Here is a 13,128-nt window from a genome sequence, read left to right as displayed (position 1 = left end):
CCTCGGCCGGATCACAACAACATAGTGGTTTCCGAGCCCACTCGCAGCGAAACAGCTGTTCCGAGGCGGTGTGGCCCGGGCGAGATACCTCCCGTGCTGGCGCGGCTCGACGGTCCGGCACCCCGGAAAGGCGAGCGGTGACATCGCGGGACGCCAAGCGAAAGGGCTTGTCTCGTGGCCGTTCAGACCCGTCCCGCCCAGTTGCGGGACCTTGTCGCCGACTTCGTCGCCCGCCGCGACGAGTGGTCGGCGCACGTCCGCTTCGATCTCACGGAGCGGTACTTCCAACGCCTGCACCTCGATGACGACGTCGAGGTCTGGCTCATCTGCTGGGATCTCGGGCAGGACACGCTGCTGCACGACCACGGGGGCAGCGTCGGCGCCTTCGCGGTGGCCAGCGGCCAGCTGATCGAGGACTACGGCGACACCGGCCAGCGAGGCCTGCGGACCCGAAGGCACCGGGCCGGCGACGCCGTCGGATTCGGGCGGACCTACCTGCACAACCTGGTCAATGTCGGCACCGAGCCGGCGATCTCCATTCACGCCTATTCGAAGCCGCTCACGGCGATGAACTTCTACTGCTGGCTCCCGTCCGGCATCCACCACCTGCGTGAAGTGCCGTGCGACACACCGGAGCCGGACACCACCGCGCTGGAGGCCACGGCGGCTCGGCTGCGTGAGGCAGCGCTATGAGCGACGTGATCACCGGACTGCTCGACCAGGCCCGCGAGCACATCACCCGGCACAGCCCGGCACAGGCGGCCGAGGCGATGCGCAACGGGGCGGTGCTGGTCGACCTGCGGCCGACCGAGTACCGCTGGCGGTTCGGCGAGATCCCCGGGGCCATCGCCGTCTCCCGGCACGTGCTGGAGTGGCGGATGGACGTGACCAGTCCGCACCGCATCAAGGAACTCCGGGCCGGCGACCACGATCAGGAGATCATCCTGATCTGCAACGAGGGCTACACCTCCAGCCTCGCCGCCTACCAGCTGCGCACTCAGCTGGGCCTGCGCAACGTCAACGACGTGGACGGCGGTTTCGCGGCCTGGCGGGACGCGGGTCATCCGATTGTGCGCCGCCTGGGGCCGGAGGCCGACTAGGCTCCGCCCGTGCTCGACTGGGTGACGATTTCCTCGCTGGCCACGGCGATCGGCACGTTGGTGCTGGCCGTGGCCACCTTCTCCTCGGTGCGCGCCGCCGCCCGCGCGGCGCGCGCCGCCGAACAGGCCTTACAGGTCGGCCTGCGACCGGCGCTGCTGACCTCGCGACTGGAAGACCCGGTGCAGAAGGTCGGCTTCCAGGACCGCAAGTGGCTCAAGGTGCCCGGCGGCGGCGCGAACGCCGAGGTCGGCGACGACGCCGTCTATCTGGCGATCTCGTTGCGGAACATGGGCAACGGGCTGGCCGTGCTGCACGGCTGGCGGTTCACGCCGGAGCGGGTGATCAACCATGTGAAGCCGGACCTGGCCGACTTCCACCGGCTGACCCGTGACCTGTACGTGGCCGCCGGCGAGTTCGGCTACTGGCAGGGGGCCTTCCGCGACCGCGGCGATCCGCAGTTCGACGCGGCCCAGCGGGCGATCAAGGACCGCGAGCCGGTGACCGTCGACATCCTGTACGGGGACCACGACGGCGGGCAGCGAACCATCAGCCGCTTTGTCCTGCTGCCGATGCAGGACGACGGCTGGCTGGTCTCGCATGCCCGCCAGTGGAACGTGGACCGCCCCGATCCGCGCTAGCGCGGGCGGCGTTCGCCGGCCGTCACCGGGACGGTGATCTCGTTGCCGGCCGGCGGCATCGGGCAGATGCCGTAGTCGGTGAAGGCGGACGGGAAGTTCCTGGCCTGGTTGAAATCCAGCGTCACCCGGCCGTCGACCGGCAGCGGGGCGTCGAGCTGCCGCCACGGCGCGGTGGTGTCGCCGTTGGTGGGGTCGTGGAACACCAGGCTGATCGTGTCGCCGCCGGCGGTCGCGGTGAGCCGTTGTTCTTTGCCACCAACGGTGAACCGCACCTCGCCGACGTCGAAGAGCACTTCGTGGATGCCGGGCTGGGCGCTGTCGACCTCCAGCCGCTTGGCCGGCTTACGTGGCGTGAACTCCGCCGGCACCACCCATTCCGGCGCGTGGTCGAACACTGAGGGGCCGTCATACCCTTGCCGCGCAGGGCCTTCCGGGTCGCGCAGCCGGATGCCGGGGCGGCCGTCGCGGATCAGCGCCTCGACGTGGATCCGCCCGTAGGCCACGAACTCCGCGGCGTCGCCCTTGACCTCACGAACGCCGTCGAACGGCCGCCCGTCGTGGAAAAGTCCGTCGGACACCGAGGCTTTCACCCGGATGACGCCGTCCTCGGCGCTCCACTCCCCCGGCAGGTCGGCGAACCGCTGCGGCGTCGAGTCCAGCCAGTGCAGCCCGACCAGGCTCAACCACCCGTACGGCGCACAGAGGTCCTGCCGACGCCGGTCCAGCCACTCCTGCCATCCGCTCATGTTCCGTATGACACCGCGAAACGGCCGCAGTGTCTAATCTTCCGGGTCCCACATCCTGGAGCGCCGTTGACAGTGACACTGCGCACTGGTCCGATGACCTCATGGATCTGACCAGGCGCCTGCACGTGGACCTCGCCCGCGTGAACGCGCAGGGCTGTGCGGCCACGCCGGAGTAGCCGCCCCCTGTCCATCTCCCCGTTGCGAGGAAACCGCCATGCCGTACCAATTCTCCGCCCCGCTCTCGCTGTCCACCAGCCAGGCCGCCGAGGTGACGGTGGTCGTTCGGGTCAGTACGAACAACGACCAGGCGCCGACGGTGGCCGCCCGCGTCGTGGACGCCGTGCGCACCGCCGTCGACCTGCCGGGCACCACGCTCACGGTGTCCGTGCCGCAGGCCCGCACACCCGAATCGGGCGAGTTACGCATCCTGCCGTTGGCCCGCCGCGTCTTCCACCGCGACGGCGCGGTCGACCTGACCCGGATGGAGTTCGACCTGCTGCTGCACCTGGCCCGCCGCCCCGGCCAGGTGCTGCTGCGCACCGCCCTGCTGTCCGAGTTGTGGGGTCTGCCCGACGGCGTCGAGACCAGGACGCTGGACGTGCACGTCCGCCGGCTGCGACGCAAGCTCGGGCCGGCGGCCGAGCTGATCACTACGGTCCGTGGTGTGGGCTACCGCATGGACGGGGCCGAACGGGTGACCATCGAGGATTGATCCGCCCGAATTGTCGGACTAGAACCTCAAATGTTGCTCAAGTTTCCCCAGATATTCGGATCGTAACGTCAGTGGCGGTTCCATTGATGCCGTCCATACGCCATGCTCCCCGAACCCGAACGGGTGGTGCGGGTCACGTCCATAGTGGACCAGAGAGCAGGGGTGTGAGCGATGGCTTCGCCGTCCAACGTCGCTTCGTCGCCAACAGGTGGGAACGGGCACTTCAAGAGAACCGTCGGCTTCTACGGCCTGATGTTCATCTCGCTGGGTTCGATCATCGGGTCGGGCTGGCTGCTGGGCGCGCTGAACGCGGCCAAGGTCGCCGGCCCCGCCTCGCTCATCTCGTGGGTGCTGGCGGCGGCGATGCTGGCGGTGCTGGCGCTGATCCACGCCGAGCTGGGCGCGGCCTACCCGGTCGCCGGCGGCACCGCGCGGTTCCCGCTGTTCGCCTTCGGTGGCCTCGCCGGCTTCATCGCCGGCTGGTCCTCCTGGTTGCAGGCGGTGGCCATCGCGCCGATCGAGGTCGAGGCCAGCCTGGCCTACCTGGACAACATCGCGTGGGTGAAGGACAACCTGAACCTGCTCAACGAGGACGGCACGCTGACCGGCAGCGGCCTGGCCTGGGCCAGCCTGCTGATGGTGATCTTCACCGTGGTCAACATCGTCGGCGTCAAGCTGCTGTCCGAGAGCAACACCATCACGGTGCTGTGGAAGACCGCGGTGCCGCTGCTGACCGTCATCGTGCTGGTGCCGCTGAGCTTCCACGGCTCCAACTTCGGCGCGGGCGGCGGTTTCATGCCGTTCGGCCTGCACGGCGTGTTCCAGGCGCTGCCGCTGGGCGTGGTGTTCGCGTTGCAGGGCTTCGAACAGTGCATCCAGCTGGCCGCTGAGGCCGCCCAGCCGAAGAAGGACCTGTCCCGCGCGGTGCTGGTCGCCATGGGCATCGGCGCGGTCGTCTACATCCTGCTGGAGATCGCGTTCATCGGCAGCCTCGACCCTGCCGCCCTGGTGCACGGCTGGGCCGACCCGATCGCCAAGGGCGACTTCGGCCCGTACGCCACGCTGGCCATCGCCGCCGGCGCCGGCTGGCTGGCCTACATCCTCTACGTCGACGCGTTCGTCTCGCCGGCCGGCACCGGCCTGATCTACGTCGGCACGTCGGCCCGCCTGACCTACGCCCTGGGCCGCGACAAGCAGATCCCGGGCGTGTTCGGCAAGCTCAGCGTGCGCGGTGTGCCGCTGTGGTCGATCGTGCTCGCGTTCGTCATCGGCGAGCTGGCCTTCCTGCCGTTCCCGTCGTGGAGCATCCTGGTCTCGGTGGTCACCTCGGCCACCGCCGTGATGTACGCCTTTGCCCCGGTGTCGCTGGCCGCGCTGCGCAAGCGGGACCCGGGCCGCGAGCGGCCGTACCTGACCCCGTTCGCGCCGGTCCTGGCGCCGCTCGGCTTCGTGTTCGCCAACCTGATCATCTACTGGTCCGGCTGGGACGTGAACTACAAGATCGGCATCGCGATCGTGATCGGCCTGGTCGTGTTCGCCGTGACCCGCGTGTTCCAGAACCCGGCGACCCGGGAGAAGCTGGACCTCAAGGCGGCGCAGTGGGTTGTGCCGTGGTTCGCCGGCCTGGTCATCCTGGGCTACCTGGGCCGCTACAACAACTCCACCGACGAGCCCTCGGCGATGATCCTGCCGGACGGCGTCGACGTGCTGATCATCGCGGCGTTCGCGGTGGCCGTCTACTACTGGGCGGTCGCCTGCGCCCGGCCCGCCGCGGAGGTCACCGCCGCGGTGGAGCGGGAGCAGATCGAGCTGGAGAACCAGCCCGAGATCACCACCGCCTGACGCAGCGCACGACAACGGCCCCGGACTGGAGTCCGGGGCCGTTTCGCGTCAACCCCGCGAGTCCCGCTCTCGGACAACCGAAATACGGTTTCAGTCGGCCCGGTGCGCGATGCCTTCCTCGATGGCCAGCCGGGTCAGCTCCGGCCGGCGGCGACGCCCGGTCTTGTCCCGGATCCGGTCCAAATAGGACCGTACGGTGCGGACGGTGATGTTCATGGCCTCGGCGATGTCCTGGTCCCGTTCCCCGGCGGCGAGCAGTGACAGCACCTGGCGTTCACGATCGGACAACACCAGCTTCGGACCGCTGTGACGCTCCCGCGAGGAGTTGAGCACGAACGAGGCCAGCGTCGGCGACACGTAGCTGTTGCCGATGGCGATTTCCCTGACAGCGCGCAGGATCTCGTCGCCGTCGGAGTCCTTGGACAGGTAGCCGCGGGCGCCGGCGGCGATGGCGCCCAGCACCTCGGCCTGCCCGGCGTGCGCGGACACCACGAGCACCTTGTGGCCCATGCCGACGACTTCCAGCACGGCCGCCGCGTCCTGCACGCCCCGCAGCTTCAGGTCCAGCACGACAACACTGTCCGGCTGCTGCCGGCCGGCGGCGAAGCGGCCGACCGAATCGGCGACCACGCCCAGTTCGATGTCGGGCGCGTCGGCCAGCACCCGGGCCACCGCGGCCCGGTAGAGCGGGTGGTCCTCGACCACGCCGACGACGATCGGCTCCCCTTCGGCCCCCATCGACCCACTCCCCTCAGTTGACCGGCGCCGGCTTCGTCGCCGCCGACCGGTCCAGCGCCGGTCCCCTGGGCAGCAACGCGAGCAGGCTGGTGTCCACGGCCGGCGCGGTGACGCCGCCGTAGCCCAGCGCCTTCACCGACTCGTCGTCGGCCACCGGATACCTGCTGCCGGTGTCGGTGATCAGGTACACCGCGTTCGAGCGGTCCTTCACCAGCGCACCCGATCCCGGTGGCACGTAGACGTTCTGCCCGCCACGGGCGTCGGTGCGGTCCACGGTGAGCGGGTGGGCGTCCGCCGGCAGCGGCACGTCCTTGCTCACCGTCACCTTGGACCCGTTGGAGCACAACGTGATCGACGCCGGCACGGTGGCGACGACCTGCGGCGCCTTCACCGGATAGCCGCCGCTGTTCTCGTCCACAGTAGACTGATGAGCGCGTGGCACGGTATTGACGTCGGCCGTGGACACCTGGATCACGCGGGTGCCGGTGTTGGCCGGGTTGCCGGCCACCAGCTTCGCCTCGGTCTGGGTGATCGCCTGCACGGAATCCTTGCGCACCAAGTAGAAGCCACCATTATCGGCTTGCAGCACCTGGCCGACACGAGCCGAGTCACCGCCGACGGTCGGGCCGGTGGCGCCGCTGTCGTCCACCTTGACCAGGCCCAGCGACTGCCCGGCCGGCACGGTGTCCAGCCACGAGTCCGCGACCGGCACGAACGGCAGGCCGTCGTAGCCGAGGGCGGTGATCGAGGCGGCATCGGGCAGGGTGTAGCGGCGGCCGGCGGTGATCAGGTAGCGGCCGCCGGAGTGGGCCTGGGCCAACAGGCCCTGACCGGCCGGCTCGGGCGTGCCGCCACTGACCGCGCCGAGGATCACCGTGGACACCGGTTCGACGCCGGCCGGGCGGTCGGCCGACGAGCTCGTGCAACTGGTGAACGCCCTGCCCAGCAAGCGATCCGCGGTCGGCAGCGAGTCCGGGGCGCCGGGAATGCCGTAGGCCGGTCCACGAGAGACAGTCGCCAGCGTCGCCGCCGGCACCGTCACGGTCTTGTCCCCGTTACCGCCGGCCAGCAGCCGCGCGGAGGCGAAGTTCAGCACCGGGTGTAGCAGCTTGTCCTGGCCCAGCACAAAACGCGCGCCGGTCTCCTGTTCGACGATGACCTGGCCACCCTGCCGCCAATCGGCGTCACCGGTCGGGTTCAGCACCCCCAGCACGCCGTAGACACCGGTGACCAGCAGCGCCGCGCCGACGCCGATCGCCACCCCCAGCACCAGCCGCCGGCTCGGCGACACCGGGTGGTTCGCATCGGCCGCGACCAGCGCCGACACCAGCCGTCGCCGGAGAAACTGGTACGCCTGGATCTGGTCCCGCTGCGTCCACACCACGTGCCCCCAGCCCGTGCCCCCTAGAAACACCTTGCCCGGTAAGAAATCCCTCTGTACGGGGCGACCCGAGCATACCTATGCTGCGGGGGTCGCCCAGGACAAGTTCCGGGATTTTCGGGCACTTTTGCCGGACACAAGGGCAAGGAGCGTCGCAGCGCCATGACGGTAGCCGACACGAGCACGCAGGTCAGGCCGCGAGCCAGGGCACGCTGGCTGCGGCCGGTCACGGCCGGCCAGATCGCGGTGTGGCAGATCGCCCTGCTGGCCGTGCTGATGACCCTGCCGGCCTTCGACGTCACCGCGATCGCGGTCGCGGCCGCCGCCGTGCTCATGGTGGCGGCGACTTCCGTGCGGCGCGGCGGGCTGTGCCTCTACCAGTGGCTCGGCGTGCGGCTGGCGTACCTGCGGCGGGCCAAGCCGACGCCGTCGCCGGACCCGATCGAGGCCGTGCTGCCCGGTTTGACCGTCGTGCGGCATGTCGACCGCGCCGGCAACCGGGTCGGACTCGCGTGCAGCGGCGCCGACCGGATCGCTTTGGTGCGGCTGCCTTCCGGCGTGCGGCCGGAGCTCGACGCCGTGATCACCGCCCTGCGAGAGGCCCAGCGGCGCACCGACATTCCGCTCGCCGGGGCCCAGCTCGTCATCTGGACCGGCCCTGGACCCACATCCGCCGCACCGCTGCGGACCCACTGGCTGGCCCTTCGCTACCGGCCCTCCGTCGCCCCCGGCGCCGCGTTGGCCCGTGGCGGCGGCTCCACCGGCTCCGACCGGGCCGCCGCCAGCGCTGCCCTTGGTCTGGTCGGACGATTGGCCGAGGCCGGCCAGTCCGCCGCCGTCCTGGACGAACCCGAACTCCGTCAGGACCTCTTGGTGGCGCTGGGAGCCGACCCCCGCGCCTTCGCCGGCAGCACCCCCGGCGCGCGGCCCGTCGTCACCGTCGAGGAGACGTGGCGCACCTGGTCCATCGGCCGGCTCACCCAGATGTGCTTCAGTCCCGGCCACCGCGTCGCCACCGAAGTGTTGGGGACGCTGGTTCCCGGCACCGAGTTCACCTGCACGTCGCTGCTGCTGCGCCGCACTCCCCGTGGCACCACGGAAACCAGCGTCTCCGTGCGTATCGGCTACGTCGCCAAGCACACCCGGCACCGCCCCGAGTCACTGGTCAAGCAGCTGGCCGGCGACCTCTACCCCACCACCGGCCGCCACTCCGCCGCCCTGCTGCGCTCGCTCCCCCTGGCCAACCCCGACTAGACCGCACGTGAGTGGCTGACCTGGCCGACAGCGCCAAGTCAGCCACTCATGTGCGATTCAGAGCATGCCGCGGACGACCACGTACACGTTGAGCACCGCGCCGACCAACGGGACGATGGCGATGAGGCCGAGGAATTCGGCGATGTCCATCATCCGGGACCAGTACGGGGATCGGTGGCCACGGCGAACACGGGTCGCGTGGGCCAGGCAGAGGATGGCGGCGACGATCAGCACCGCGACGGCCACGAGGACACCGTGCTGCCAGGTGATCAGCCAAGCACCGAGGCGGCCGAGCATGGCCAGGCCGGCCAGCAGCAGCACGAGGCGCTGGGCGGTGCCGGCGTAGGACCGGGAGCGCAGCAGCCAGACCAGGCCCAGCACGCCGGAAAGCGCCGCCGACCAAGGGGAATCGTCAGCCAGCAGGGCGAAGACGCCGCCGACGGCAGCCAGGGCCAAGGCGGCCAGCAAGCCGGTGAGGATGCGTTCGGCGTTGGCGGTCTGGTCGATCACATCGGGCCCGAGGGTGGGTTCCTCCTCGGCCCGGAACGAGTCGATGTCGGCGGGGACGCGGGGCAACGGGAGCTTTCCCAGGCGCAGGGCCAACATCGGGGCCAGCGCGGCCAGGGCCGTGACGACGGCGGCCAGCACGGCGGCGGGGCCGGCGACGGGAACCCCGGACAGCAGCACGAATGCGGTGGCGACGGTGCCGAAGCCGGCGGCGACGGCCAAGCCGCCGAACCACGGCAGACGATCCGACAACAGAACCGCGGCGAGCACGCCATATCCGGTCGTGGCGGCCAGGCCGGCGGCGATCGAGGCAACCTCCAGCGACGCCTGGAACGGCGGCACAGCGGTCAAACCAGCCAGCAGAGCGGGGCCGACGCCGGCGGCCGCGCAGGCCACGCCGGAGCCGGAATCGCCGTAAGCGCGGGCCAAAGCACCGCCGGAGAACAGCAGCACCAGGGCGAAAACGCCGCAAGCGGCCGGGGCGAACCACGTGCCGGAAAGACCGGCGGCCAGCAGCACGGCAGCGCCCAGCAGCGCCACCACGGCCGCCAGCTGCGCGCAGCGGCGGGCGATGTTCCCGGCCCACGCCCCGGTTTTGGTCCCGGCGACGCTGGCGATGGCGTCCACCACGTCGTCGAACAGCAGCGGCACGACCTGCCGCTCACGCGGGCTCAGGTGCAGCACTTCACCGTCCCGCAGTCCGATCGCGGCCACGGTGAGCCCCGGCGGGAACGGCGAGTCGCCGAGCCGGGACAGCACCCAGCCCGGATTGTCCGGCGACGCCTGGCCTTCGGCCCCGGACAGGCGGACCAGCTGCGGCACCAGCTCGGCCAGCGTGCTCTGCACCGGCAGCGCGACATCCACACGCGCCCGGGGAGTGACAACGGTGATCCGGCGCGTCGTGGAGATCATGACGTGAACCGCTCCATCCGGCCGGCCGCCTCGATCACCGGCGCGAACCGGGCGCTGGTGGCCTCGGCCATCTTGCGCAGCCCGTCGTTGACCGCCTCCAGCACCATGTCCCCGAGGTCGCGGGCGTTGTAGCGGCGCATCGACTCCGGGTCGATACTGATGTCGGTGAACCGCCCGCTGCCGCGCAGCGACACCGTCACCTCGTTGCCACGGGAGTAGCCCTTGACCTCCAGGGTCTCGACCCCACGCTGGATGCGCTGCACCTGCTCCTGCTGGGCCCGCACCTGGTCCAGCAGGCCCTGCACGTCGACACCGGTCTCCAGGTCCATGATCAGCCTCTCACTCGTCGTCCGCGCGCAGGTGGAAGCTGGCCACCAGCCGCTGGAAGTCCGGCACCGCCCGGTCGGCCTGCGACGGCGTGCAGGTGCCGGCGATCTCCACCGGCACGTGGCCCTCGTCGGCCGGCAACGGAATCGACAGGTGCACCTGGTACTGGGCCAGCCGCTGCCCGCCGACCAGCAGGTCGATCACCTGGGCCACCCCGGGCGTCGGCTCCCCGCCCACGTCCTGCCGGCTGCGCACGGCCAGCTCGTCGGCCACCTCGGACAGCCGCCGCACGGCCTGGTCGGCCGCTTCGTGAATGTCCACAGTGGACGATACTTCGCCGACGCCGACGGTGATGTTGGGCGTGAACTCGCCTTCCGGCGTGGGCAGCACGACCACCAGCGCCGCGCCCGGCGCGCCCGCCTCGGCCGGGTCGACGGGCACCCAGCCGTCCGGCACGTCCACGCCCAGCGGCAGCTCTACCATACCGATCCGATCGCCCGCGCCGCCTGCGACGCCGTGTTGCTCACCGACTCGTACGCCTCATGACCGTAGTGCGACGCGGTCTCGTACACCTTGGGCAGGTCGACGTCGATGTTCGCGCCGAGGCTGGCGCCGACCCCGAGCGCCGCCCCCACCTTGAAGTTCACCTTGACGTGCCAGTTGTCCATGGTGGCCTGGCCGTCGAACTGCGCGCCGATGCCGGCCTCCAGCTCGCCCTTGGCCCCCACTCCGATGCCGGCCACGTCGACCCCGGCGGAGCCGCTGAGTTTGGCTCCGGCAAAGGCATCCAGGTGCGCGGCGACGCCATGGCTGCTGCCGTCGAGGTGACCGGCCAGCTGTCCGCCGACGTACGCGTCGACATCGCCTTTGGCCGTGACCACGCCGTCGGTCAGCGCCCCGCTGGCGCCGACATCGGCCAGCGTGCCCTGGACCTTGCCGTCCAGCCGGAACTCGCCGCCGTGCACCAGCGCCGCCCCGTCCCAGGTCGCGCGCGGGCCGAGGTAGGCGTGGGCCTCGTCGACGTTGTCGCCGATCTTGCCGCCGTAGCTGTCGTCGGCGATCACACCCTCACCCTTGAGCAGGGTGATGTCCGTGCTGTGCCAGAGCTTCTGGCCGGTGGTGGCGTTCTCCGGCAGCTCGGCGTCGCCGAACGGCGTATCGTCCTTCTTCGGCGCGCGGGTGCCGGTGAAGCCGTCCTCGGTGAGCTTGTACCAGCCGGAGTTGGCGAACCAGGACGGCACCGACCGTGGCCGCTTGCGCCCGTCCAGGATCTCGTCGCCGATCCACTCGAGCGGGCCCTTCTTCAGCTGGGTCAGGTCGACCTTGACCTTGCCCGGCCCCTCGTCGTCTTCCTTCTTCTCGTCCTTGTTCTCGGCTGGCTCCGCGGTTTCCGGCTTGAGGCCGTACAGCTGGGTCAGCGCGTCGGCCAGCCGCTGGCGCAGCGCGGTCGCCGACTTCACCGCCGACTCGCCCAGCTGCTGGGCCGCGTTCAGGAACGCCTGCTCGGACCCGTTCGCCGCGGTCCGCGCCTCGTCGATGAGCACCTTGGCGTACTGGAGGAACTCGCCGCGCACGGTGTCCATCGCGGACATCGTCGTCTGGATCGCGCTCGCCGTCATCGACAGCCGCTGGGCCTCGGTCTTCAGCTGCTGCGTGACGTCGTCGATGTCCTTGGTGACCACACCGGCCGCCGACTTGAAGGCCTGCTGCGCGGTGCCCTGCCAGCTGGCGTCGCTTTTCGTGGCGCAGCTGGAGATCTCCGTCGACACCGCGGCCAGCTGCGTGGCCTCGTCGTTCTGCCGCTGCGATTGCTGTTGCAGCGCCGAAGGATCGCCGGTGACCTGCTGCGCGCACTGGTCCAGCACGTTCAGGTAGCCGCTGAGGACCGAGGTGACGACCCCGGAGATGTCGGTCACGACGCGCCCGTGACCGAGATGTGCTCGGTGACGTGCTGGCCGTTGACCGGGATGTCCACGTCCAGCTGGGCGTTGTGACCGGTCGGGATCTCCACGGTGGTCGACTCGGCGCCGATCGTGGTGGTCACCTTGATCACGCCGGTGTCCACGGGCGTGCTGGGCGCGGGGGTGGCGGGTGTGGACCCGGCCGGCGGGTCGACCGGGATCCACGTGTCCGCCGTGCCCGGGGTGGCCCCGCCGAGCGCGGGCGGCGTGTAGTTGTACGGATTCTGCTGCGACACAGTGGAAGTCGTCGGCAGCGTGCCGGTCGGCGCGGTCGTCGTCGGCGTGCTCACCGTGGGCACGGTCGGCGTCGAGGTGACCTGCTGGCCGCTGGCCGAGGCCACCGGCGGCGGCGTCACCGGCGCGGTCACCGGGTTGCTGGTCACGGTCGTGGTCGACGGCGTGGTCCCGGACGGCGTCGAGGCCGAGGCCGACTTGTTATTGCCGAAGAGCTTCTCCAGCTCCTGGATGATCGACGCCAGCGTGGTCAGCTCCGCGCCGAGATTGGTCAGGCCCAGAGTCTTGAGCAGGCCGCCGATCGCCTCGATGAAACCGCGCAGCGAAGCCGAGGTGGCGGTGGACAGCGCGACCGCCGCCGCGTGCGTCCACGGGTTCGACATCAGCGCCGCGACCGTCGGGTTCACCGCCGAGACCACCGAGGTGTAGGCGGTCTGCGCGGACTTCACCAGGGTGCTGGCCACGCCCAGCAGCTGCGCGCCCTCCTGCACCACCTTGATGATCTTCTCGAAGGACTGCAGCGAGTCGGTGATCTTCTTCAGCGCCGTCTCCGACGCCGCGCCCGACCACACCTGGGACAGCTGCTTCTCGGCCTTGGCGAAGTCGTCCATCAGCGTGACGAACTGCTTGGCCTTGGCCAGCACCTGGGTCACGTGCGCGGCGATCTGCTCGGGCTGGCCGGTGACGATGCGCGGCAGGAACGTGATCGGCCCGCCGGAGCTCGCCGTCGCGTCCATCGCGCTGGAGTTCGGGAACGTGAGCACGGTGGTCTCTC

Annotated in this window: 14 protein-coding genes; 6 read left to right on the top strand and 8 right to left on the bottom strand. The window is 70.5% G+C overall.

Going from position 1 to position 13,128, the window contains the following annotated elements:
• Positions 1 to 174: 174 nt before the first annotated feature.
• From JJ691_RS50045 to JJ691_RS50035, 3 genes are read left to right on the top strand one after another with little or no spacing between them, the layout of a single operon-like run.
• Complete coding sequence (locus JJ691_RS50045) at positions 175 to 693, top strand: cysteine dioxygenase (protein WP_211766381.1); 519 nt, start codon at positions 175 to 177, stop codon at positions 691 to 693.
• A complete protein-coding gene (locus JJ691_RS50040; protein ID WP_211766380.1) occupies positions 690 to 1,100 on the top strand; it encodes a rhodanese-like domain-containing protein in 411 nt (136 codons plus the stop codon). The genes JJ691_RS50045 and JJ691_RS50040 overlap by 4 nt, the downstream gene beginning before the upstream one ends.
• A gap of 9 nt (positions 1,101 to 1,109) precedes the next feature.
• Positions 1,110 to 1,739, top strand: a complete 630-nt coding sequence (locus tag JJ691_RS50035; protein WP_211766379.1) for a hypothetical protein — start codon at positions 1,110 to 1,112, stop codon at positions 1,737 to 1,739.
• Here the strand turns inward: JJ691_RS50035 and JJ691_RS50030 are convergent.
• Positions 1,736 to 2,485, bottom strand: coding sequence for a DUF1684 domain-containing protein (locus tag JJ691_RS50030; protein ID WP_211766378.1), 750 nt, complete (start codon positions 2,483 to 2,485; stop codon positions 1,736 to 1,738). The genes JJ691_RS50035 and JJ691_RS50030 overlap by 4 nt on opposite strands.
• Before the next feature lie 214 nt (positions 2,486 to 2,699).
• Here JJ691_RS50030 and JJ691_RS53150 point away from each other — a divergent pair, with 214 nt between their 5' ends.
• Both JJ691_RS53150 and JJ691_RS50020 read left to right on the top strand, forming a co-directional pair.
• Positions 2,700 to 3,197, top strand: coding sequence for a winged helix-turn-helix domain-containing protein (locus JJ691_RS53150; RefSeq protein WP_211766377.1), 498 nt, complete (start codon positions 2,700 to 2,702; stop codon positions 3,195 to 3,197).
• A gap of 171 nt (positions 3,198 to 3,368) precedes the next feature.
• Complete coding sequence (locus tag JJ691_RS50020) at positions 3,369 to 5,039, top strand: APC family permease (RefSeq protein WP_211766376.1); 1,671 nt, start codon at positions 3,369 to 3,371, stop codon at positions 5,037 to 5,039.
• Positions 5,040 to 5,129: 90 nt separating this feature from the next.
• On the opposite strand, the gene JJ691_RS50015 is transcribed toward JJ691_RS50020, so the two are convergent.
• Complete coding sequence (locus JJ691_RS50015; RefSeq protein WP_211766375.1) at positions 5,130 to 5,777, bottom strand: LuxR C-terminal-related transcriptional regulator; 648 nt, start codon at positions 5,775 to 5,777, stop codon at positions 5,130 to 5,132.
• Positions 5,778 to 5,790: 13 nt separating this feature from the next.
• The gene (eccB, locus tag JJ691_RS50010; protein ID WP_249227553.1) at positions 5,791 to 7,161 is read right to left on the bottom strand and encodes a type VII secretion protein EccB; all 1,371 of its coding nucleotides are present in this window, start codon (positions 7,159 to 7,161) and stop codon (positions 5,791 to 5,793) included.
• A 159-nt stretch (positions 7,162 to 7,320) separates the two neighbouring features.
• On the opposite strand from eccB, the gene JJ691_RS50005 reads away from it, so the two are divergent.
• On the top strand, positions 7,321 to 8,412 hold the full coding sequence (locus JJ691_RS50005) for a type VII secretion protein EccE (RefSeq protein ID WP_211766374.1): 1,092 nt from the start codon (positions 7,321 to 7,323) through the stop codon (positions 8,410 to 8,412).
• Positions 8,413 to 8,469: 57 nt separating this feature from the next.
• Here JJ691_RS50005 and eccD read toward each other — a convergent pair whose 3' ends face one another.
• Genes eccD through JJ691_RS49980 form a run of 5 tightly spaced genes read right to left on the bottom strand, consistent with a single transcriptional unit; the run spans position 8,470 to position 13,117 of the window.
• Positions 8,470 to 9,831, bottom strand: coding sequence for a type VII secretion integral membrane protein EccD (eccD, locus tag JJ691_RS50000; protein WP_211766373.1), 1,362 nt, complete (start codon positions 9,829 to 9,831; stop codon positions 8,470 to 8,472).
• Entirely contained in the window at positions 9,828 to 10,160 is a 333-nt protein-coding gene (locus JJ691_RS49995) for a YbaB/EbfC family nucleoid-associated protein (RefSeq protein WP_211766372.1), read from the bottom strand. Before JJ691_RS49995 ends, eccD begins: the two co-directional genes overlap by 4 nt.
• A 10-nt stretch (positions 10,161 to 10,170) precedes the next feature.
• Positions 10,171 to 10,641 (bottom strand): hypothetical protein, encoded by a 471-nt coding sequence (locus JJ691_RS49990; RefSeq protein WP_211766371.1) that lies wholly within the window; start codon positions 10,639 to 10,641, stop codon positions 10,171 to 10,173.
• Entirely contained in the window at positions 10,635 to 12,074 is a 1,440-nt protein-coding gene (locus tag JJ691_RS49985) for a WXG100 family type VII secretion target (RefSeq protein ID WP_211766370.1), read from the bottom strand. Before JJ691_RS49985 ends, JJ691_RS49990 begins: the two co-directional genes overlap by 7 nt.
• Positions 12,071 to 13,117 carry a WXG100 family type VII secretion target gene (locus tag JJ691_RS49980; protein WP_211766369.1) on the bottom strand — a complete coding sequence of 349 codons (1,047 nt, stop codon included), beginning with the start codon at positions 13,115 to 13,117 and terminating at the stop codon, positions 12,071 to 12,073. The genes JJ691_RS49985 and JJ691_RS49980 overlap by 4 nt, the downstream gene beginning before the upstream one ends.
• Positions 13,118 to 13,128 lie beyond the last annotated feature (11 nt).

Origin of the sequence: Kutzneria sp. CA-103260, assembly GCF_018263855.1 — a bacterium.
Classification (GTDB): Bacteria; Actinomycetota; Actinomycetes; order Mycobacteriales; family Pseudonocardiaceae; genus Kutzneria.
This window is presented reverse-complemented; position numbering and strand designations above follow the sequence as displayed.

What these genes read in the sequence shown, in the direction of transcription:
- JJ691_RS50040 (WP_211766380.1), top strand. Translation starts at nt 690, where the DNA reads ATGAGCGACGTGATCACCGGACTGCTCGACCAGGCCCGCGAGCACATC.
- JJ691_RS50030 (WP_211766378.1), bottom strand. Translation starts at nt 2,485, where the DNA reads ATGAGCGGATGGCAGGAGTGGCTGGACCGGCGTCGGCAGGACCTCTGT.
- JJ691_RS53150 (WP_211766377.1), top strand. Translation starts at nt 2,700, where the DNA reads ATGCCGTACCAATTCTCCGCCCCGCTCTCGCTGTCCACCAGCCAGGCC.
- JJ691_RS50020 (WP_211766376.1), top strand. Translation starts at nt 3,369, where the DNA reads ATGGCTTCGCCGTCCAACGTCGCTTCGTCGCCAACAGGTGGGAACGGG.
- JJ691_RS50015 (WP_211766375.1), bottom strand. Translation starts at nt 5,777, where the DNA reads ATGGGGGCCGAAGGGGAGCCGATCGTCGTCGGCGTGGTCGAGGACCAC.
- JJ691_RS50005 (WP_211766374.1), top strand. Translation starts at nt 7,321, where the DNA reads ATGACGGTAGCCGACACGAGCACGCAGGTCAGGCCGCGAGCCAGGGCA.
- eccD (WP_211766373.1), bottom strand. Translation starts at nt 9,831, where the DNA reads ATGATCTCCACGACGCGCCGGATCACCGTTGTCACTCCCCGGGCGCGT.
- JJ691_RS49995 (WP_211766372.1), bottom strand. Translation starts at nt 10,160, where the DNA reads ATGGACCTGGAGACCGGTGTCGACGTGCAGGGCCTGCTGGACCAGGTG.
- JJ691_RS49990 (WP_211766371.1), bottom strand. Translation starts at nt 10,641, where the DNA reads ATGGTAGAGCTGCCGCTGGGCGTGGACGTGCCGGACGGCTGGGTGCCC.